18 protein-coding genes and 3 tRNA genes are annotated in these 21,830 nt (G+C 38.1%); 14 read left to right on the forward strand and 7 right to left on the reverse strand.

Annotated elements, in window-relative coordinates:
• The first annotated feature begins 499 nt into the window (after window positions 1-499).
• Window positions 500-1,495: an outer membrane protein gene (locus tag J7R13_RS03090; RefSeq protein WP_208437427.1), complete on the forward strand. Its 996-nt coding sequence runs from the start codon at window positions 500-502 to the stop codon at window positions 1,493-1,495.
• 349 nt (window positions 1,496-1,844) lie between these two features.
• Here J7R13_RS03090 and J7R13_RS03095 read toward each other — a convergent pair.
• A tRNA-Leu gene (locus J7R13_RS03095) sits at window positions 1,845-1,930 on the reverse strand.
• Between the two features lie 147 nt (window positions 1,931-2,077).
• Here J7R13_RS03095 and ilvA point away from each other — a divergent pair.
• From ilvA to J7R13_RS03110, 3 genes are all read left to right on the forward strand, one after another.
• Entirely contained in the window at window positions 2,078-3,358 is a 1,281-nt protein-coding gene (gene ilvA / locus J7R13_RS03100; RefSeq protein ID WP_208437428.1) for a threonine ammonia-lyase IlvA, read from the forward strand.
• Window positions 3,359-3,395: 37 nt separating this feature from the next.
• Window positions 3,396-3,926, forward strand: a complete 531-nt coding sequence (locus J7R13_RS03105) for a hypothetical protein (protein ID WP_208437429.1) — start codon at window positions 3,396-3,398, stop codon at window positions 3,924-3,926.
• Window positions 3,927-4,229: 303 nt separating this feature from the next.
• The gene (locus J7R13_RS03110) at window positions 4,230-5,609 is read left to right on the forward strand and encodes a DEAD/DEAH box helicase (RefSeq protein WP_208437430.1); all 1,380 of its coding nucleotides are present in this window, start codon (window positions 4,230-4,232) and stop codon (window positions 5,607-5,609) included.
• Between the two features lie 780 nt (window positions 5,610-6,389).
• On the opposite strand, the gene J7R13_RS03115 is transcribed toward J7R13_RS03110, so the two are convergent.
• Window positions 6,390-6,464, reverse strand: a tRNA-Asn gene (locus tag J7R13_RS03115).
• Between the two features lie 187 nt (window positions 6,465-6,651).
• Between J7R13_RS03115 and J7R13_RS03120 the strand changes: the two genes are divergently transcribed.
• The 6 genes from J7R13_RS03120 to J7R13_RS03145 all read left to right on the forward strand — a co-directional run bounded on the left by J7R13_RS03120 (window position 6,652) and on the right by J7R13_RS03145 (window position 13,799).
• A tRNA-Cys gene (locus J7R13_RS03120) sits at window positions 6,652-6,725 on the forward strand.
• Between the two features lie 213 nt (window positions 6,726-6,938).
• On the forward strand, window positions 6,939-7,613 hold the full coding sequence (locus tag J7R13_RS03125; RefSeq protein WP_208437445.1) for a protein-L-isoaspartate O-methyltransferase family protein: 675 nt from the start codon (window positions 6,939-6,941) through the stop codon (window positions 7,611-7,613).
• 33 nt (window positions 7,614-7,646) lie between these two features.
• Entirely contained in the window at window positions 7,647-8,963 is a 1,317-nt protein-coding gene (locus J7R13_RS03130) for a TolC family outer membrane protein (protein ID WP_208437431.1), read from the forward strand.
• A 269-nt stretch (window positions 8,964-9,232) separates the two neighbouring features.
• On the forward strand, window positions 9,233-9,799 hold the full coding sequence (locus J7R13_RS03135) for a DUF2497 domain-containing protein (protein ID WP_208437432.1): 567 nt from the start codon (window positions 9,233-9,235) through the stop codon (window positions 9,797-9,799).
• Between the two features lie 150 nt (window positions 9,800-9,949).
• Entirely contained in the window at window positions 9,950-12,673 is a 2,724-nt protein-coding gene (locus tag J7R13_RS03140) for a valine--tRNA ligase (protein WP_208437433.1), read from the forward strand.
• A 334-nt stretch (window positions 12,674-13,007) separates the two neighbouring features.
• Window positions 13,008-13,799, forward strand: a complete 792-nt coding sequence (locus tag J7R13_RS03145) for a tetratricopeptide repeat protein (RefSeq protein WP_208437434.1) — start codon at window positions 13,008-13,010, stop codon at window positions 13,797-13,799.
• Window positions 13,800-13,896: 97 nt separating this feature from the next.
• On the opposite strand, the gene J7R13_RS03150 is transcribed toward J7R13_RS03145, so the two are convergent.
• The 5 genes from J7R13_RS03150 to xth all read right to left on the reverse strand — a co-directional run bounded on the left by J7R13_RS03150 (window position 13,897) and on the right by xth (window position 18,093).
• Window positions 13,897-14,643 carry an amino acid ABC transporter ATP-binding protein gene (locus tag J7R13_RS03150; protein WP_281432489.1) on the reverse strand — a complete coding sequence of 249 codons (747 nt, stop codon included), beginning with the start codon at window positions 14,641-14,643 and terminating at the stop codon, window positions 13,897-13,899.
• Window positions 14,644-14,655: 12 nt separating this feature from the next.
• Complete coding sequence (locus J7R13_RS03155; protein ID WP_208437435.1) at window positions 14,656-15,372, reverse strand: amino acid ABC transporter permease; 717 nt, start codon at window positions 15,370-15,372, stop codon at window positions 14,656-14,658.
• Window positions 15,373-15,374: 2 nt separating this feature from the next.
• The gene (locus J7R13_RS03160) at window positions 15,375-16,127 is read right to left on the reverse strand and encodes an amino acid ABC transporter permease (protein ID WP_208437436.1); all 753 of its coding nucleotides are present in this window, start codon (window positions 16,125-16,127) and stop codon (window positions 15,375-15,377) included.
• Between the two features lie 143 nt (window positions 16,128-16,270).
• Window positions 16,271-17,176, reverse strand: a complete 906-nt coding sequence (locus J7R13_RS03165) for a transporter substrate-binding domain-containing protein (protein WP_208437437.1) — start codon at window positions 17,174-17,176, stop codon at window positions 16,271-16,273.
• Between the two features lie 134 nt (window positions 17,177-17,310).
• Complete coding sequence (xth, locus tag J7R13_RS03170) at window positions 17,311-18,093, reverse strand: exodeoxyribonuclease III (RefSeq protein WP_208437438.1); 783 nt, start codon at window positions 18,091-18,093, stop codon at window positions 17,311-17,313.
• Between the two features lie 493 nt (window positions 18,094-18,586).
• Between xth and rpsL the strand changes: the two genes are divergently transcribed.
• The 4 genes from rpsL to J7R13_RS03190 all read left to right on the forward strand — a co-directional run.
• Complete coding sequence (gene rpsL, locus J7R13_RS03175) at window positions 18,587-18,958, forward strand: 30S ribosomal protein S12 (RefSeq protein WP_208437439.1); 372 nt, start codon at window positions 18,587-18,589, stop codon at window positions 18,956-18,958.
• Window positions 18,959-18,976: 18 nt separating this feature from the next.
• Complete coding sequence (gene rpsG / locus J7R13_RS03180; RefSeq protein ID WP_004859225.1) at window positions 18,977-19,447, forward strand: 30S ribosomal protein S7; 471 nt, start codon at window positions 18,977-18,979, stop codon at window positions 19,445-19,447.
• A 27-nt stretch (window positions 19,448-19,474) separates the two neighbouring features.
• Window positions 19,475-21,559: an elongation factor G gene (gene fusA, locus J7R13_RS03185; RefSeq protein WP_208437440.1), complete on the forward strand. Its 2,085-nt coding sequence runs from the start codon at window positions 19,475-19,477 to the stop codon at window positions 21,557-21,559.
• 63 nt (window positions 21,560-21,622) lie between these two features.
• On the forward strand, window positions 21,623-21,830 hold a 208-nt coding region (locus tag J7R13_RS03190; RefSeq protein WP_246786262.1), incomplete at its 3' end, for a GTP-binding protein.

The following is a 21,830-nucleotide window of genomic DNA, read 5'->3' on the forward strand; positions in this document are numbered from 1 at the left end:
CTAATGACTTTTAGATATTTCTGCAGTATTCTTAGTATTTTATATCAATAATAAAAGCCAATTTAATTTTGTTAATTATATAAGAAATTACGTTATTTCAGGATAATTTATTTTCTAAATATTGTATTAACTATAAAATATTTGTAATAATAACTGGTAGATAGGGACTTTCCAAAAATCATCTGTATCACTTTAGAAAATGTCCCAAGAAAACAGACTGTTGAATGATACAGTATGTGGTTTTTGAGGCAACAATTTAGACAAGAAAATATCATAATATATTTTTTAAAAATAAAAGTTGTTTTTATTACATTTTTATATTTTTAAGTATTGATTATTAATAATATATTAAAAATAATTAAAATTTATTTACTAACCTTAAATTTTGATGTAATTATAGAAGAGTATATGTGATTTTGCAGCGTAAAATTTTAAGCACTTTGTTTTTTAAAATGTGATTTTTGATTATATTTGAATAATAGCAGTGGGGTATAATTTTATGAATACAAAATTTATAACAGCATCCGTTTTTACTTTCGTTTCAGCTTCTATAGTACAGGCAGCAGATGTGGTTGTTCCTGAACAGCCAGAACATGTTGCTTCATCAGTTATTGTTTCTCCACCTTTTTCTTGGACAGGTTTTTATTTTGGAGGCCAAGTTGGTGGTTTTTCAAGTAAGATTTCTGCAACTACTCGTAATGTTAATATTCCTCTCTATCCTGATGAGGCAAGTAAAAGTAAACCATGGGTACCCATCGAGAAACAGTATATGCCTGAGCTTTCTGGTTTTGTAGGTGGTTTTTATTTAGGTGCCAATATGGATCTTGGCAATAATTTTGTCGTGGGGCTTGAAACAGATATACTTCTTTCTGGTCGCAAAGATACAAAAACTAGCGTCCATTATAATGATTCTGGTGAAGGTGGAGGTGGAAAGCCCCCAGAGGGTGGAAAGCTACCAGAGGGTGGAAAGCCCCCAGAGAGTGGAACAGACACAGATGGGGGAACAGACACAGATGGGGGAACAGACACAGATGGGGGAACAGACACGGAGAAGGGAACTACAGAACAGAAAAAACGGGTAAGGGTTAAGAAATTAAGAAATGGGGTAAACAGAGATGTGGGAGGGACAGAGAAAGACAGCATAACTTTTAGCCATAGATTAAAAGAGAAATGGGTTGGTGCCACACGGATACGTGTTGGTTTTTCTGCTGATCGTATTATGCCGTATATCTCTGGTGGTATTGCTTATGGGCAATTTCAAGATACACTGTCGACAAAGATTACTGGAACAGAGCCCTTTAATGCTATATCAGATGATACAAAGATGATGATTGGTTATACTCTGGGTGGTGGTGTTGACGTTGCAGTAGCAGATAATGTTATTTTGCGTGCGGAATACCGTTATTCAGATTTTGGTAAAAAGAAATTCAAAGATGAGATTGAACTTAAGTATAAGACAAATGATTTGCGTATTGGTGTAGCTTATAAATTTTAATTTTTGTGAACTTAAATTGATTTTCAGAGGTCCTATCTTTTATGGGGCCTTTGTTTTTATTTGCTATCCTGTAGAATATTATCCTTTGTAGAGATAAAGGAAGCCTTTAATTTTTAAATGCTTATGATGAAATGAGAGTAACTGTGAGATTTCCATTTTTTAGAATGAAAAATTTCAAGGTCATTGGCACGATTAAAATGCATATTCAAAAAGGAATTATGATTCGCAATCAAGACCGTTAAATGCTGTTTGGTAGTGTTATAATGAAGTTGCAAAAGCTGGTTTAGAAGGTGTTTATTTTTGTTGATTTCTAATAAACTATTGAAAATAAGGAGAAATACACATACTGTGGTGCGGACGGCGGGACTTGAACCCGCAAGGTCTTAGACCGGCAGATTTTAAGTCTGCTATGTTTACCGTTTTCATCACGTCCGCGATAAGAGCTCTCTCATAAGCTATATCTTTTATTGAATCAAGAATTAATGATTAAGAGCAGAACTTTTCGTATTTGGTTCAATTTCTGACTGACAATGGTTGTCTTTATAGTTAGAAGGAGCCTGTATAATATTAACGAAGCATGAAATGATTGGTGTTATGAGCAGTAAATTTATTCGAGACGTAAATAAAGCTATGGTGGCTTTGCATCATGTGTTTGCTGAAACACCACTTCAGAGAAATGATTTTCTTAGTCAAAAATATGATGCAGAAATTTATTTAAAACGTGAAGATTTAACACCAGTGCGGTCATATAAGATTCGCGGTGCGTTTAATTTTGTTTCAGAGATGCTTGATAAGATCTCTCAAGATGCTGCATTTGTTTGTGCATCAGCGGGGAATCATGCGCAAGGAGTGTCCTTTGTTTGTCGCTATTTTAAGCGTAAAGGCGTGATTTTTATGCCTGTGACGACTCCGCAACAGAAAATTGATAAGACGCGCGTTTTTGGTAAAGAGTTTATTGATATCCGTTTAGTTGGTGAGACGTTTGATCAATGTTATGCGGCTGCGCAGTCTTTTGCTGTGGAGAGTGGGGGAGTGATGGCACCACCTTTTGATGATATTCGCATTATTACGGGGCAGGCGACGATTCTTTGTGAGTCTGTTTTGCAATGGAAAAAACTTAATGGGGAGAGTGAGCCAGATTTGATGATTGTACCTGTAGGTGGTGGTGGTTTAGCTAGTGGTGTGAGCAAATTTTTACGTGAATATGGTTGGAAAACCGAGCTTCGTTTTGTTGAACCACAAAGAGCTGCAAGTTTGCTTGCTTGTTTGAAGAGTGGAAAACGTGTCAAGCTTGAAACTATCGATACATTTGTAGATGGTGCTGCTGTGGCTGAAATTGGTGCGTTAAATTACACAATGCTAAAGCAATTTTCACCCGATTCTGTTATTACAGTTCCTGAAAATCGTGTTTGTTCTACAATGGTTGAAATGCTCAATGTTGAAGGTGTAGTTCTTGAACCAGCAGGTGCTTTATCAATCGATGCTCTTAACAGTATTTCTTCTCAAGAGTTGAAAGGAAAAAAAATTCTTCTTGTTATTTCAGGTGGTAATTTTGATTTTGAGCGTTTGCCAGATATTAAAGAGCGTTCTTTGCGATTTCAGGGCTTAAGAAAGTATTTTATTTTTAGTTTTCCGCAACATCCTGGTGCGTTGCGTAGTTTTCTTGCTCAACTTTCTCCAGATGATGATATTGTGCGTTTTGAATATCTCAAAAAATCATCTAGAAGTTTTGGTTCTGTGTTGATCGCAATTGAAACAAAAAAATACGATAATTTTTGCCTCTTAGAGAAAAAGTTTCAAGCTTTAGGTTGGCGTTATCGTGATATTACCGACGATCAAACATTGTTTGATTTTGTTATTTGAGAAGCGGAACTTTTTGCAAAAGTGAGAGATATTAAGAATGAAATCTGTTTTTTATTTTTTACTGAGTCTGTTCTTGTTTTTAAGTGTTGCTAAACAGATTTCAGCATCTGAGCCAGCGACAATACAAAAAACTGAACTTTCAAGATTAATTATTGATGTCAATAATGCTGTAAAAAATGGGAATTTTGCACCTATTGCTGCTTATATGCCTGATCGGCTTTATAAAGAAATGGCGCGCCGATTGAAGACGACAGAGAATAATTTACGTCACAGTTTTCTTAAACAGCTGCGTGTTCAATTTGAGAGTTTGCCTGATGGTGCTTATTTTTTAGATGAAACAAACATAGATTATTTGCAAACTGATAAAGGTACTTTTTATGCTTTGATTCCGACGACGCTTGAGATGAAAAATCGCATCATCCAATATAAAACGTTGGCGATTTTTGATAAAACGCAATGGTATTTAATCTATGGTGGTCAGAAAACTTTACAAAATCCAGTTTTTCTAGAAATTTATCCTGATTTTGATAGGGTACATTTACCGAAGGAGACAATAATAAAGAAATAAGTGATTAAAACATTGTGTTTCTTGTTTGTGATAAATAACTTTCGCAAAGCACTTGCTTTTTTGTCATAATCCTACGATAATATAAATGAAGGTGTTTAAGCTGGTTAATTTAATTAGCTCTTTGGAGAATGAATTTATGCACCTTTTTCCTTGATTTCAGGGTGTTCATTGGGTGCGCAAATCGCTCTTTCAAGCGTTGCTTAACAAATTTGTAATATCAAGATCTTTTTTGCGCGGATTCTTGAGTAACAGAGTTCAGCTTGTTACTTGTTTAGAGTCGTTGAGCTGAGGAAAGATTTTATTTTGACCATAAATAGAGAAAATGTTTTCATAAAGTTGGGTTTATCTACTCTTTTGAGTAAAAACTTGCTCATGGCTGGTATGAGTAAACCTACACCTATTCAAGAAAAAGCTATTCCAGCGATGTTGAATGGGCATGATATGTTAGGTATTGCACAGACAGGTTCTGGGAAGACATTGGCATTTAGTTTACCTATTCTAAATCAAATTTTGGCTTTGGGCGATAAACGCTGCCCTAAAACTGCGCGAGCTTTGATTTTGGTTCCTACGCGTGAACTCGCTGTTCAGATTGATGAAACAATTCGTGTTGTTGCAAGAGGAACGCATCTTTCAACATGTCTTATTTTTGGTGGGGTATCGCGTTTAAAACAAATTAAACGCATAGGAGCTGGTGTGGATGTTTTGATAGCAACGCCAGGGCGTTTAAGAGATCTTGTTCGTGAAAAATGCGTTGATCTTTCTCAATCTCGTTTTTTAGTTTTGGATGAAGCAGATCGTATGTTAGATATGGGGTTTATTAATGATGTACAGCAAATCGCAAAGCTTTTGCACCAAGAGCGTCAGACAGCGCTTTTTTCTGCGACAATGCCGAAAGAAATTACTGTACTTGCAAAGTGTTTGCTCAATGATCCAGTAAAAATAGAGGTTACTCCTCAAGGGACAACCGTTGCAGAAATTACTCAGAAATTATATTGCGTTCCTACTAGTGAAAAAAAGAATGTTTTAGGTAAACTTTTGACAAATCCAGCTCTCACTTCGGTCATTGTTTTTACTCGAACTAAACATGGTGCTGATGCTGTCACGCGTACTTTAACAAAAATAGGGTATCCTGTTGCAACAATTCATGGAAATAAATCGCAAAGTGCTCGCCAGTCTGCCTTAAAAGCTTTTCGTGAACGGGCTGTGCGGATTCTTGTTGCGACAGACATTGCAGCGCGCGGTATTGATGTACTAGGAATAAGCCACGTTATTAATTACGATTTACCAGATGATGCTGAAAGTTATGTGCATCGTATCGGTCGTACAGGACGTAATGGTGCGTCTGGTGAAGCACTCACACTTTTTGATGAAGGAGTAGAAGGAGCGCGGTTGCGTGCTGTAGAGCGTTTGATTTCTATGCGGTTAGTGCGTGAAGCTGTTCCAGTACAGTTTGCTGCATTTTCAGAAAAGCTGATTGTGTCAGAAGATGAAAAAATCGAAAACAGTAAACTTTGTTTTAGAAAATCTAAACGTCAGAAGCGGTTTTTGAATTGTAAAGATAAAGCTGAACAATTACAGGGCAAAAATTCTCCATCTCCAAATGAAAGGCACAAAAAAGCAAAGGCGACTGCAAAGCGTACGAAATCTTTGCGTTTTCGCAAGTCAGTGCAGAAGGCAGCTTGAGTAAAATCTTTAGAAGAAATCGTGAGCTTAGAATATTTTCTTCTTTTCGATTTCTTCTCAGTTTAAATGAGGGAAAGAGAAATACAAACAACATTCTCGCAAAAATAAGAGGGCTTTTAAAAGGCTCTTATTTTTTTAAATAAAAACATTTTGCATGTCTAGTATAATCAAAAATATCTTGGAAAGAAATCATCATTCGTATTAATCAGTAGAAGCGACTTTAAAAAAAATTATTCTCTCGTATCTATTGGTGCATGCTCCATTTTTAAAGATGTGAATAAGTACAAACATTACTTATAATAGGGATGTGTTGTTTTGTTTTTCTATGCTGACTTATAATATAAGAGAATTTTATAGTTGATGAAAATTCTTTCAGTCTTCTTCCAACTTAATTGCAATAATATTTTGGTATATCTGGAGATGATATTGATAGATTTTGCTTTCGTTTGATACGCATTGCAATTGGAAGTGCAGAACGGAGAACGATGTGCATTCTTCCCTTATATTTTTTGAGTGATAGGAATTTTTATTATGTTTGATAATAAGTGAATAATATCTGATAATAAGACTTTAACTATTGTCGTTCAATTAATTTGTTTAGTTATGAGATTGTTGATATGTCATAGGCTCTCGTTGAATTTTTCATAACAGAACTTATTAGAACTCAAAGAAGCTAAAAAAAACAAAAAATGATGCACTTTACAAAAGCATATTTTAAAATTCTGTTCTCTTAAATCTACTTGTACTCTTTAATCTCAAAAAACGCTATTAAAAAGAGAGTGGCTCCCCGGGCCGGATTCGAACCAGCGACCAACCGGTTAACAGCCGGTTGCTCTACCGCTGAGCTACCGGGGAACAGTGCCAAGTTATTCAACTGCAAGGGCTATAGCAAAGCAATACTGATTTGCAAAGGATAAAATTACTTTTTTTTAAAAAAAATGTCATAAATCGCAGAAGAAGAGGAAAAAAGAGCAGAGAAGATTTTCTATACCTTGACGGATGCGTTGCCTTCCCTTATTGACATCTTCATGTTTGTCGACGAGGCCTCGTGGCAGAATGGTTACGCAGAGGACTGCAAATCCTTGTATCCCGGTTCGATTCCGGGCGAGGCCTCCAGCCGGTTTTAAATAAAATGGCTTTGAGTGGATAATATGCGCAAGTAAACGGCTTTCCTTTATGGTAAGAGATTTTATCACGAGAAATAGTGCGGTTAGAATCTAATTGTTGACTGTAGCGTACTTTTTTGTAACACCCACAGTAAAAGATTTTAGGCCCTCATTATCGCCGTTTTGTTGTGGTTCTTGTTTTATGTAGGAGAAGATGGTCGTTATGATTGCAGATTTTGCAGAGCTTCGCCGCAAAATGGTCGACAATCAAATTCGTACAGTAGATGTGACGGATTTATCGGTTCTCGAAGCTTTTTTAACGGTACCGCGTGAAGATTTTATATCCGAAGATATAAAAGCCTTAAGTTATCTTGATAGCGATATTATTGTATGTCCTGCGCAAAACGGGTTACCTGCGTGCTATTCAATGAGGCCTGCTTCTCTCGCAAAATTATTACAGCTTGCGGCTATAAAATCATCAGATATTATTTTAGATATTGGTGCAAATAGTGGTTATTGTACGGCATTGCTTTCAAAGCTAGCACGGTCTGTGATTGCATTAGAAAGTAATAAAGCTCTTTCGGAACGAGCAGCTAAGATTTTAGAACGTAATCAGTGTGATAATGTGGTTGTGATTCATGGCCCTTTGGAGCAGGGATATGCTGTTGAGGGACCTTATGATCTTATTTTTATCGAGGGTTCAGTTGATTTTATTCCGGAGGGTATCTTTGACCAAATAAAAGACACTGGACGTCTTGTTGTGGTTGAAGGACAGGGGAATTCCGGTGTTGCACGAATCTATGTAAAACAAGATGGTATTATTGCAGCTCGTCGTGCTTTTAATCTCGCTGTGAAGCCTCTTCCTAGTTTTTTAAAAACACCTGATTTTGTATTTTAGTGTTTGTTTTGTTTGTGAATAAAAGATAGTTTTATGATTAATTTAGGGTGTGTTGTTGTGTTCAAAATAAACAAGAAATTTCAAGCGTGTTTGTTGCTGGTTTCGAGTCTTTTACTATCAGGGTCGGTTGGTGCTGAAACATTGATGGATGCTTTTGCTAAAGCGTATATACACAATGCTAAGTTAAATAGTGAACGGGCGGCTTTACGTATCTCAAGTGATGATGTAGTTATTGCACGGTCGGGGTTGTTGCCGCAAATTGAGGGGATTGGAAGTTATGGGCGGAATAAGTCTATGTCCGGTCCTTATATAACTTCTGGGTCTATAGGAATAAGATTAAATCAAAGATTATTTGACGGTTTTATTACGCAAAACATGTTTTCTTCAGCCCAGGTTAAGCTGCAGGCACAGCGTGAATATCTTCGTAATACTGAGCAAAATACCTTTCTCGATACTGTAACAGCATATGCTAATGTATATCAAGCACGTCGTATTGCTGATCTTCGTAGAGAAAATTTGGCGGCTCTAGAAGAGCAAGTTCGTTCGAATAAAGCAAAATTTGATGTGGGAGAGGGGGGGCGTGTTGATCTTTCCCAAGCGCAAGCTGCGCGTTCTGTGGCTGTTTCAGAACTAAGTCTTGCACGTGCTGATGTAAAATCAGCAGAGGCAGTTTATCGACAAGTTATTGGTTCTGATCCTGAAAAATTAACATATCCACCAGTGGCAAAAGATTTGCCGGTTAGTCTTGATGCTGCTTACCAAATGAGCGTTGCATTGCATCCAGCGATTCTTTATGCAAAATATTTGGTTGATGCTAGCCTTTACAATGTAAAGGCAAAAGAAGGAGCGTTGCTTCCTAAAGTTGATTTTTCTGCAACAGCGTCTTATAACCGGATTTACAATGGTGCTGGGGAGGATGGTGTTTCTAAATCAATAGGATTGTCGTTAAGTGTTCCAATTTTTGAAGGGGGGCGTACATCTGCTCAGATTCGCCAGTCCAAGGAACAACTTGGGCAGGCTCATCTTCAACTTGATTTAGCTCATAGTAATATAAGACAGTCTCTTACCTCTGCTTGGTTTCAGTTAAAGGGGGCACGCGCATCTGTCGTTGCTTATCGTGAGAGTGTACGTGCTGCTGAAATTGCTCTTAAAGGCCGTCTTCAAGAAAATCGTGTGGGACAGGCGACGACATTGGATGTTTTAAATTCTCGAACTCTGTTGATTAATGCTCAGATTGCGCTTGCTACGGCAGAACGTAATGCTGTTATTGCAAGCTATAGTGTTCAATCTTCTATTGGTAAATTAACTGCAGATTATTTAGGTTTAAAAACAGTAAAATATATCCGATAATGCTTAAAAGTGACTTTTAAGGTGCAAATAGTTTTAATTTTTAAAAAGTCAGAAAATCCGTATTTGAGCATGTTGAAAAAGATAGCGGTTGAATATTGTTTTATAATAAAGAAGGAAAGTTGTGTATAGCGTCTTCTTCGTGACAATTATGTTTGAAAATATAATGGCATATTTGAAAATATAACAGGAGGCATGTTGATCTTATGATTCTTTTCCTTACACTAAAAGTGTGATTCTGTTTGTTATTGCGTCTTTGAGAGGTTTAAAGTATGGTACAGAGTTCAAGCGTATTACGTGAGCCAAGTATGGATGAAATTTTGACATCTATTCGTGAAATAATCGAAGAAAATGCAGTTCAACCTGATCACTTTTTACATGAAGATGTTGCAGTGAATGCGTCTGCAGATCGTTCGCCAGTCACACCGGAAGGTGTTTATGACACGACTTTATCGGTTGATGATGCGATGAAGGCTTTGGCTGATCGTATTGGTCTTTCTTCTGAAAGTCACGATTTTTCTTTAACACAAGAGAAAGAGAATAGGGTGGAAGGAAGTAATACTGTTGGTGCGGATATGCAAAAGATGAAGTCTTCTTCTGAAGAACAGCGTTCTGTTCATAAAACAAAAGAGTATGGTGATGAGGTTTGTACATTACACTCGGAAAATGTGGCTGCTGGTCATGTGGAATTGTCTGAATATTGTATTTCTTCTGCGGAGAAGATTGCAAAGGATGTCTTGCGCCCAGCTATAGCAGAATGGTTACAGTCTAAATTGCCTGTTTTACTTGAGAATATTTTACGTGAAGAGATTGTTAAGGCAATTAAAAAGTCGTCTTAACTCTTCGTTATTTTTACGTTTTTCATTTTATTTTATAGGGATTTTGTTTGCAATTTTGCAGGCTTAATATGAATATGTGAGGATTGCAAAGGATATGATCAGATTTTAGATCATATATTGCATTTTTCAGCGGCGTTATGGATGGGTGGAATGTTAGAAAAAAACTATGATGCTGCTTCCATAGAGCAACGGGTTGCGAAGAGGTGGGAGGCTCGTGGTGCTTTTAAAGCGGGAGCGGGTTCAAAAAGTGATGCAGAACCTTTTTGCGTTATGCTTCCGCCTCCCAATGTTACGGGTTCACTTCATATGGGCCACGCACTCAATACGACAATTCAAGATATTGTGGTTAGATTTCAGCGGATGCGTGGTAAAAATGTATTATGGCAGCCTGGCATGGATCATGCGGGGATTGCTACGCAGATGGTTGTCGAGCGTCAGCTTGCTGAGTGTCAAGAGCCTACGCGTCAAGAAATGGGTAGAGAAAAATTTGTTGAGCGTATTTGGGAATGGCGTCACAAAACTGGAGGTGTTATTGCAAACCAGCTGCGTCGTCTTGGTGTTTCGTGTGATTGGTCGCGTGAGCGATTTACAATGGATGAAGGTTTGTCTCAAGCTGTTCGTGAAGTTTTCGTCACGCTTTATAAACAAGGGTTGATATATAGGGATAAACGCTTGGTTAATTGGGATCCTAAATTGTTAACGGCTATTTCGGATCTTGAAGTTGAACAAAAAGAAGTCAAAGGCCATTTGTGGCACTTTAGGTATCCACTTGAAGGTAAAGTTTTTGATCCGAATGATGCCACAACCTTTATAACAGTGGCAACAACACGGCCAGAAACAATGCTTGGTGATACGGGAATTGCGGTTAATCCTGAAGATGATCGTTATAAAAATCTTATAGGTCAAAACGCTGTTTTGCCGCTTGTTGGTCGTAGGTTATTGATTATTGGCGATGCTTATGCAGATCCTGATGAAGGAAGTGGTGCTGTAAAAATTACACCAGCACATGATTTTAACGATTTTGAAGTAGGGCAGCGCAACAATCTACGTTTGATTAATATTTTTACGAAAAAAGCGGAGATTTTTCTACGTGAGAATGAAGCATTTTTTGATGGTTTGATTTTATCGGATGAATTAAAAATATTGGTAGAAAATCTCGATAAATCTGATCGTTTTGTTGCGCGCGATAAGATTGTTTCTTTAATGGAAGAGGGAGGATATTTAGCAGCTGTGGATGATCATCCACACACTATTCCTCATGGGGATCGTAGTGGAGTACCTATCGAACCATTCTTGACAGATCAATGGTATGTCCATGCTGCAGAATTAGCTAAGCCAGCGATAGAGGCTGTTCGTCAAGGGGAAACACAATTTGTTCCCGATAGTTGGAAGAAAACCTATTTCAATTGGATGCAAAATATTCAACCTTGGTGCATTTCGCGCCAATTATGGTGGGGGCATCAAATACCGGCTTGGTATGGTCCTGATGGTACGGTTTTTGTTGAAAAAAGTGAAGAAGAAGCTTTGGATTCAGCTCTCTCTCATTATGGTGAAATGGTTGAATTAACCCGTGATCAAGATGTTTTAGATACATGGTTTTCATCAGCTCTTTGGCCTTTTTCAACGCTAGGTTGGCCCAATAAAACGACTGAATTAGCCACTTTTTATCCAACATCTCTATCCGTTACAGGATTTGATATTATCTTTTTCTGGGTTGCCCGTATGATGATGATGGGGCTTCACTTTATGGGTGAGGTTCCTTTCCCAACGGTTTATGTGCACGCTCTCGTTCGAGATCAGAAGGGGGCAAAAATGTCAAAGTCGAAGGGGAATATAATTGATCCATTGGAGCTCATTGATCAATATAGTGCAGATGCATTGCGTTTTACTTTGGCTATTATGGCGGCACAGGGGCGTGATGTAAAACTTGATCCCTCCCGTATTGCAGGTTATCGTAATTTTGCTACGAAATTATGGAATGCTACCCGATTTGCACAGATGAACGGTGTTAAGCATGATCCTACTTTTCAGCCAAAAAAAGTGAAACTTGCACTTAATCGTTGGATTTTAACAGAGTTATCTAAAACTGTTTCTCTAGTGACCGCTGGTATTGAAAATTATAAGTTTAATGAGTCTGCTAGTGCTCTTTATCGCTTCATTTGGAATACACTCTGTGATTGGTATTTGGAGCTTCTCAAACCTATTTTTCAAGGTTCGAATGAGGATGATAAAAGTGAGGCTCAAGCCTGTACTGCTTGGGTTTTAGATGAGGTTTATAAACTTCTTCATCCTTTTATGCCTCATATGACGGAGGAGTTGTGGTCTCTTACAGAAACGCCAAGCATGAAACGTGAAGATGTGCTAGCATTGATACAATGGCCAGAGGAAGAGTTTGTAGATGAAGAGGCTGCTGCCGATATTAATTGGCTTATTGATGTTGTCAGTGAGCTTCGGTCTGTTCGTTTTGAAATGAACATTCCAGCAGGGGCACTTGCACCTCTTGTTATTGTAGAGGCAGGGGACTTAACGCAAGAGCGTGTGCAGCGTTATGGTACTCTTCTTAAAAAGTTAGCGCGTATTGAAACAATAAATTTTTCTGATAAAGTTCCAGCTGTTTCAGCGCAAATGATTTTTGGAGAGGCGATTTTTTGTTTACCATTGGGGAAATTGATTGATCTGGAAGCTGAACGTGCTCGTTTGATGAAAGACGTTAGTAAAATTGAGCAAGATATTGAAAGAATATCGGTTAAATTAAACAATCCAAAATTTATAGCAAATGCAAGGTCGGAAGTTGTTGAGGTTGAACGTAACAGAATTGTAGAATTGCGTGCTGCGCAAAAGAAAATATCTATTGCTTTAGAGAGATTGTTGTAATTGGACCTTGTTCTATTCTTCTCATGGATAACTTCTTGTCATTAGGTTGCTGAATTTAATAATATAATGAGAATATTAAAACAACCAGATTATAGTACCAAGAGATCTGATATAAAATACAGAACGACGATTTATGATTAAAAATTGTTTTATTGTCCATAAAAGTGAAAGTTTTTTTGTCAGATATTTTGGGCGATTTTGTTTTATTCATCTTTCTGCTAGAATATAAGCTATTTGAAATAGCTTGTTTCTCTTACTAAGAAGGTTCGAATACATAAGAAGCAATTTGTGATATATGTGATGATTAAAACTGAGATGAGGGGAGAAATTTTAGATGGTAAATGGGCTTAGAGTATGGGAAAAAGTCTCGATTATTGCTACTTTGGGAGGGGCTCTTTTACTTTCTTGTGTAATAGATGCAAATAGCGCGCAGAAAACTATTGATAATTCGTTTTATTTTTTAAAACGTGGTATGTCTGCTTATAAAAATGGACAAATAAATCAGGCACTTTCAGCGTTGCGTTGTGCAGCGGATATGGGAAATATTGGTGCGTATTGGAAGCTTGGCTATATTTATGCAGAGGGTGATGGTGTCCCTGAAGATGATTATAAGGCATACAACTTTTTTGCGTATATTGTTGAAAAAGGTGCTGATCTTGGTCCAGAGAATGAAAGTTATATTTCTGATGCATTGGTTAAGCTTGCGGGTTATATAAAAAAAGGTATCCCTCACTCACCTGTAAAACCTAATCCTTCTTATGCTGTTCGTCTTTATATGCAGGCTGCGGTGAATTATAGAAATCCTAAAGCTCAATACTATTTAGGAAAAATATTTTTAAAGGGAGAGGGAAGAGAAAAAAATCTTGTACAGGCGGCACGATGGTTTCAGCTTTCTGCAAGAAAAGGAAATCCTCTTGCTCAAGCGATGCTTGGGAATATGCTGCTTCAGTCAGGAAACGTTGTTCGCGGTACAGCATTGCTAACTGTAGCCTATGAAAAAGCGAATGTAAAAGATCGCAATTGGATCGGTCCTCTGCAAAAGCACGCTTTTACTCTTTGTAATGAATTGGAGCGACGTACCGCGATGTCGTTGGTTCCTGATATTATAAAAAATAATAATTTTTGAATATTTTATCGCAGCATTTTTTAGTATCTCTTATATGAAATCTTAATAACTCATGTTTGAGCTTACGACAAAAAAGCTTTTAGTTATAACAAGACAGTTAATGACTCAGGATTTTAGACAAAAAATCCTGCGCGCGCGGTGTTCTGGCTTGCGGATCCAGAAAAAACTCTTTTGATGAGCAGTCTTCGAGGATTTGTCCTTGGTCCATGAAAATAACACGTTCAGAGACTTTTTGCGCAAACCCCATTTCATGCGTTACACAAATCATCGTCATACCTTCTTCTGCTAAACTAATCATGACATCTAATACTTCACCTACCATTTCAGGATCTAAGGCAGATGTTGGTTCATCAAAAAGCATAACAAGTGGATCCATCGTTAAGGCACGAGCGATAGCAACACGTTGTTGCTGACCTCCAGAAAGTTGACCAGGATATTTGTTTTTATGTTCAATGAGTCCAACGCGTTCAAGATACAACAAACCACGTTCGAGTGCTTCTTTTTTGCTGCGCTTTAAGACTTTTATTTGTGCAATTGTTAAATTTTCTGTAACGGATAAATGTGGGAAGAGCTCGAAGTGCTGAAAAACCATTCCTACGTTACTGCGTAATTTAGACAGATTCGTTTTTTTTGAATGAACCGGTGTTCCATTAATCCAAATTTCACCTTTTTGAAAAGGAACGAGAGCGTTAATAGTTTTAATAAATGTCGACTTTCCTGAGCCTGATGGGCCACAAACTACAACCACTTCCCCTTTGTTAATATTGGTTGTGCAGTTTTTAAGAACATTAATTTCGCCATACCAGTTAGAAACATTTTTTATTTCGATCATATGATTAGACATTTTTCTTTCCTGTTAGCGAATAATGGATATTTTTTTCTGTAGATACAGAACTATTTGCGATAGCGTAAAACAGATAACAAAATAGAAAATAGCTGCCAAGACATAAGCTTCTTGCTTTACACCAAAATTGTTAGCAACAATATCAAAACCGTTCAAGAGGCTATTGCCACTGATTGCGTAAACAAGCGTTGTGTCCTGAAAGAGGATAATGACTTGTGTTAAAAAAACTGGCAACATGTCTCTAAAGGCTTGGGGAAGAATTACAATGTACATATTTTGCCAATATGTCATTCCAAGAGCTTGTCCCGCATGTTTTTGTCCCTGTGAAACAGAATTTATGCCAGCACGCATAATCTCGGCAAAATAAGCGGCTTCAAATGCGGTAAAGGTAATGAGTGCAGATTTATTTGCACCGATTGATGTCCCAGTTAGGAAAGGTAAAAGCACAAAAAACCATAGGATAACCATAACAAGCGGGATTGAGCGCATGGCAGTTATATAAATTATTGCAAGCCAAGAGAGCGGTTTTATAGAAGAAAGCCGCATCATTGCTAAGAGTGTGCCAAAAATAAGTCCTAATATCGTCGCAAAGAGGGTTAGAAAAATACTAAAGAGCAAACCCGATAGAATATAAGAACAGAATACATCAAAAGTAAAAAATGAAAAATCAAAATCTGAAAAATTGAAAGGAGAAGAAAATCCAAACTGAGAGGTTATAAAATTCATCATATTTAGTGTTCCTTTGTTTGAAAATCAGGAACTTTGAGCATTTGCTCAATTATTGTCATAATAATAAATACGAATAAGGCTATAAAAATATAAAGAACTGTAACAATCAGATAGTTTTCATAAACATGACTGACTTCTTCGATTGTTTGGTATTGGAATTGCATCAGTTCATTTATTGAAACGGCGAATGCGATAGACGAATTTTTCACAATGCCCATTGCTTCTGAAGTAAGTGGTGGCATGATTGTGCGTATAGCGCGCGGTAATATGATATAACGATAAATCTGGTAGGTCGTAAATCCCATTGCCATAGCTGCGTGGCGCTGTCCAGAAGGAATCGCCTCAATGCCTGAGCGGACCTGTTCTGCGATGCGGGCTGATGTAAAGAATCCCAAGGCACATGTTATTAAGAGAATGGGTGAAAAATTCATCGCTGGTGGATAAACTTTAGGAACAACAAAATACCATAAAAATACTTGTACAAGCAAAGGAATATTACGCATGATTTCTACCCACATACTTCCAATAGCACGTAATAAGCAGCGGATCATGGAAGTGTTAGGTAGAGTGCGCATTGTTCCTATAATAATGCCAAAAGATATAGCCAAGATCATTGAAGAAATGGACAAGATAACTGTATTTCTTAAGCCATCAAGCAGCGTATCTAGATAGGTGTGACTTACACCAGGCGTGCCAAGACACCCAGCCACGAGTGTTTGGTTAAGATCATCTGTACAAAGGAAAGAAAAGTCCATTAATTAATATTTCCTAAATTTAGTAATCCGCAAAACAGAACAATAAATCAGCAGTATTTTTACATATGCTGAATTTATTAAAAAATAAACTAAAATATAACCACACTCAATTTTCAAAGAGTGTGGTTATTCTCTTTTTAATTCTACAAATTATTCTCTGTATAGTCTTCGCGAGGTTTATTATTTGGATGTTCCCAAGCATATTTCGTTGATTTAGATAAAGGGAGGTTGACAATAGTGTTTGCAGGCGGAGTTGGTTTCATAAACCATTTATCATAAAGTTTTTCAAGTGATTCGTCTTTGATTTGACGCACGATGCTATCATTAATTGCTTGTTCGAAGTTTTTGTCATTTAATCTGAGCATGCAGGCGATAGGTTCAACTGAAAGTACAGTATCTAGGATGATATAATCAGATGGATTTTTCGATTTTGTAATATGTCCCGCAAGAATTGAAGCATCCATAACAAATGCGTCTGCACGACCAGATTCTAATAATAAGAAGCTATCTCCGTGATCTTTTCCCTTCACAACATTAAAGCGAATATTTTTTGCACGTTTATTTTTACGGATAAGTTGAACAGACGTTGTACCAGTAGTAGTTGCGACTGTTTTTCCATTTAAATCGGCAAGAGATTTAATGTTAGAGTTTTTCTTTACGGCAATTCGAACTTCTTCGACATAAGTGGTATAAGCAAATGTGGCTTCTTTACTACGGGCAACATTATTTGTTGTTGAGCCACATTCAAAATCATAGGTACTATTTTTCAAGAGGGGAATTCTATTTTGTGATGTGATAGGGAGATAATGAATTTTGATTGGTTTACCAATTTTTTTTGAAATATCGTCGATAATACGCTCTGCCATTTCTGTGTGGAAACCTACATATTTGTCATTACCAAGGGCATAGGCTAGACCTGATGATTCACGGACACCCAGCGTGATCTCTCCTGTTTTCTTTATCTTTTCAAGGGTATCATTTCCAGCATGTGCGACACTTGTGAGCCCAATGGCAGTTGCTGCAATAAACATTAACAGTGATTTTCTCATTGATGTCCTCCATTCATTTACGATTCTTAGTAATTGATTTTATTGTTTAGGGTATATTTTTATGCACGGTGTAGCACATTTATTTTCTAGGTGGGATATTTTTTATCACAATAAAATTAAGTGTTGTACTTTAGCTAATTGAAATTAAGGTGAATCCAAACGGGTACATGGTCTGATGGTTTTTGATATCCTCTTACTTCTGTTTGGTTATAAGCGCAGATAAGTTGATCAATAGCTTCTGGTGATAAGAGCAAATGATCAATGCGAATCCCATTATTTTTGCGCCATGCAGCAGCTTGAAAATCCCAGAAACTGAATGAGGAGGTATCAGTTACATTACGAATAGCATCATAAAAACCTAAATGAACAATGCGTTGGAATGCTTGTCTTGTTTGTGGAAGAAATAAAGCGTCATGATTCCATTCCTGAGGATTTTTTGCATCCGATGGGGTAGGAATGACATTGTAATCACCAGCTAGGACAAGTGGTTCTTCATACGAAAGTAATTTTTTTGCATGTACATACAATCTTTCCATCCATTCCATTTTGTAAGAATATTTTTCGCTTTTGATAGGGTTTCCATTGGGCAGATAGAGGGAGGCAACACGAACAATGCCTTTATTTGTTGAATAAACGGCTTCAATGTAACGTGTTTGTTCATCATTATCATTGCCAGGTAATCGACGGATCACTTCATCAGGTGTTTTTTTAGAGAGAATCGCAACACCATTAAAACTTTTTTGTCCGTGTGTTTCTATGTGATAACCTAGTCTTTCAATTGCATCGCGTGGAAAATTCTCATCAGTACTTTTAATTTCTTGTAGACAGACGATATCCGGCTGATTGTGTTTTAGCCATTGATATAATGTTTCATGTCGTGCTTTTATTCCGGCAATATTCCACGTTACTATTTTCATTATGTTTGTCTTATAATATTCCTATGCAATTTGTTATATTGCTACGTTAAAGTGTTCTATAGATATAACTATAATAGGTTGCGGCTCTTTTTTTGTTGTGTGAAGAGATATTGCTACAGAGCTTAATTTATCAAGAAATCCTCTAAAAGCTAAATTAAATTGTTACAATTTAATTTATTTTTAAAAACTTTCTGATGTTTAGTTCTTGACGAATGTATGTGTTCTCGCTATTAGAGAACATTATAGCTGATGTGAGAGTGGTTAGCAGTTTTGATGTTTATTCAAAAAGTCATTCAAACAGGTTTAATTTTAAAGATTAAAAGCGAATGCTAGTGCAAAAGGCTATTGCCTTCTCTGCTTGTAATCGGGTAAGCTGTTTGCAACAGTCCTGCCCGATTTTATGTGTGAGATTGGGTATTTGCTCCGATTTTTTCGGAAGAGATAAAAAGCCCAAGAGGGCAAAACGAACGTAGATCAAAAAGAGGAAGGTTGCATGCCTACCGTAAACCAGTTGATTCGCAAACCGCGTTTGGCGCCAGTTAAGCGCAACAAGGTCCCTGCTCTTCAGTCGAATCCGCAGAAGCGTGGGGTTTGTACTCGTGTCTATACAACGACACCGAAGAAACCAAATTCTGCACTTCGTAAAGTTGCTAAAGTCCGTTTGACAAATGGATTTGAGGTGATCGGTTATATTCCTGGAGAAGGGCATAATCTTCAAGAGCACTCTGTTGTTATGATTCGGGGTGGTCGTGTAAAAGATTTGCCAGGGGTTCGTTATCACATTATTCGTGGTTTGCTTGATACACAGGGTGTCAAGAATCGTAAACAGCGTCGTTCTAAGTATGGCGCGAAGCGTCCAAAATAATATTGAGAGACAAGGCCAATGTCCCGTCGCCATAGAGCAGAAAAACGTGAAATTAATCCAGATCCAAAATTTGGTGATTTGGTTGTTACAAAATTTATGAATGCCATTATGTTTGATGGTAAAAAGTCAGTTGCTGAGCGTATTGTTTATGGTGCGCTTGAGGTTGTGGAAAAGAAGGTGAAAACAGATCCCGTGGCTCTGTTTCATCAAGCGTTGGAGAATGTTGCTCCTCATATTGAGGTTCGTTCGCGTCGCGTTGGTGGTGCTACTTATCAGGTTCCTATTGATGTTCGTCCTGATCGACGTCAGGCTCTTGCTATTCGTTGGTTGATTTCAGCGGCGCGTGGTCGAAATGAGACGACAATGATTGATCGTCTTTCTGGCGAGTTGATGGATGCAGCAAATAATCGCGGTTCTGCGGTCAAGAAGCGTGAAGATGTTCATCGTATGGCTGAGGCTAATCGTGCATTCTCTCACTATCGTTGGTAGGCGTGTTAAAAATTTAAGGCAAGTGCAATGGCTCGCGAATATAAAATTGAAGATTATCGTAATTTTGGTATTATGGCACATATTGATGCTGGTAAGACCACTATGACTGAGCGTATTTTGTTTTATACCGGCAAAAATCATAAAATCGGTGAAACCCATGATGGTGCTTCTACGATGGATTGGATGGAGCAGGAGCAGGAGCGTGGTATTACGATTACATCTGCTGCGACAACAACCTTTTGGGAAGGGCGGGATGGTCGGAAGCGGCGCTTTAATATTATTGATACGCCAGGGCACGTTGATTTTACGATCGAAGTTGAGCGTTCTTTGCGTGTTCTTGATGGTGCAATAGCGTTGTTGGATGCAAATGCTGGTGTGGAGCCTCAGACAGAAACTGTTTGGAGGCAGGCTGAAAAATATCGTGTGCCGCGCATGGTCTTCGTTAATAAAATGGATAAAATAGGTGCTGATTTTTATCGTAGTGTAGAAATGGTTGATTCGCGTTTGGGGGCTAAAGCGCTTGTTTTGCAATTGCCGATTGGTGCTGAAAATGATTTTGAAGGTGTCGTTGATCTTGTTGAGATGAAGGCATTAAAGTGGGATGGTTCTATCGGTGCTCCGGCTGTAGTGGGTGATATTCCTTCTGATTTGAAGGAGAAGGCGGAAGAATACCGCGAAAAACTCATTGAAATGGCGGTTGAAGTTGATGAGGCTGCGACCGAGGCTTATTTGGAAGGTGTTATGCCAACCGATGAACAGCTTGTTGATCTTATTCGTAAAGGAACAATAGAGGTTCAGTTTCATCCGGTTCTTTGTGGTACGGCTTTTAAGAACAAGGGTGTTCAACCGCTCTTGGATGCTGTTGTGTCATATCTTCCTTCTCCGGTTGATGTTCCTGCAATTAGTGGCGTTGATGTGAAAACTGAGTCTGAGGCGACGCGTGAATCTTCAGATGATGCTCCGCTTTCCATGCTTGCTTTTAAAATTATGAATGATCCTTTTGTTGGATCGTTAACTTTTTGTCGTATTTATTCTGGTAAGGTTCAAAAAGGTGTCTCTTTAGAAAATACTGTGAAGAGAAAGAGGGAGCGCTTGGGGCGTATGCTTCAAATGCACTCAAATTCTCGTGAGGACATCGAGGAGGCGTTCGCTGGTGATATTGTTGCTCTCGCGGGGCTTAAAGAAACAACAACAGGTGATACTCTTTGTGATCCTTTGAAGCCTATTATTTTGGAACGGATGGATTTTCCAGAGCCTGTTATTGAAATTGCAATTGAGCCAAAGACGAAAGCAGATCAGGAAAAAATGGGTATAGCGCTTAATCGTTTGGCTGCTGAGGACCCTTCGTTTCGTGTGAAGTCTGATGAAGAATCGGGGCAAACCATTATAGCTGGAATGGGAGAGCTTCATCTTGATATTATTGTTGATCGTATGAGGCGTGAATTTAAGGTTGAGGCAAACATTGGCCAGCCTCAGGTTGCTTATCGTGAGTCTATTACCAAGACGGCAGAAATTGATTATACACATAAGAAGCAATCTGGCGGTGCGGGACAATTTGCGCGTGTAAAGATTATTTTTGAGCCTCATGATGGTGATGATTTTATTTTTGAGTCGAAAGTTGTTGGTGGTGCTGTTCCTAAAGAATATATTCCTGGTGTTCAAAAGGGAATTGAGAGCGTTATGGGGTCGGGGCCTCTTGCAGGCTTCCCTATGCTTGGTGTAAAAGCTACTTTGATCGATGGTGGTTATCACGATGTTGATTCTTCTGTTTTAGCTTTCGAAATTGCTGCTCGTGCGGCTTTCCGTGATGGAGCAAAGAAGGCTGGTGCCCAACTTCTTGAGCCAATCATGAAGGTAGAGGTTGTGACTCCGGAAGATTATGTTGGTGATGTAATTGGTGATCTAAATTCTCGTCGTGGTCAGATTTCAGGAACTGAGGCGCGTGGTATTGCTACAGTTGTGAATGCAATGGTTCCTTTGGCAAATATGTTTGGTTATGTGAATACTCTTCGTTCGATGAGTCAGGGGCGTGCGCAGTATACAATGCAGTTTGATCATTATGAGCCTGTCCCTTCGGCTGTTGCTTTGGAGATTCAAAAGAAATACGCGTGATTTTTGGTTGTGTAATTAATTTTTAACTTAGTCCTTGATTTGGACGGAAAATGGAGAGCTCAAATGGCAAAGAGCAAATTTGAACGTACGAAGCCGCATGTTAACATTGGTACGATTGGTCACGTTGATCATGGGAAGACTTCGTTAACAGCAGCGATTACGAAATATTTTGGTGAATTTAAAGCGTATGACCAAATTGATGCGGCACCAGAAGAGCGTGCACGTGGAATTACCATTTCTACAGCGCATGTTGAATATGAAACAGAGAAGC

The sequence above is a fragment of the Bartonella taylorii 8TBB genome, assembly GCF_902825155.1.
Lineage (GTDB): Bacteria > Pseudomonadota > Alphaproteobacteria > Rhizobiales > Rhizobiaceae > Bartonella > Bartonella taylorii_A.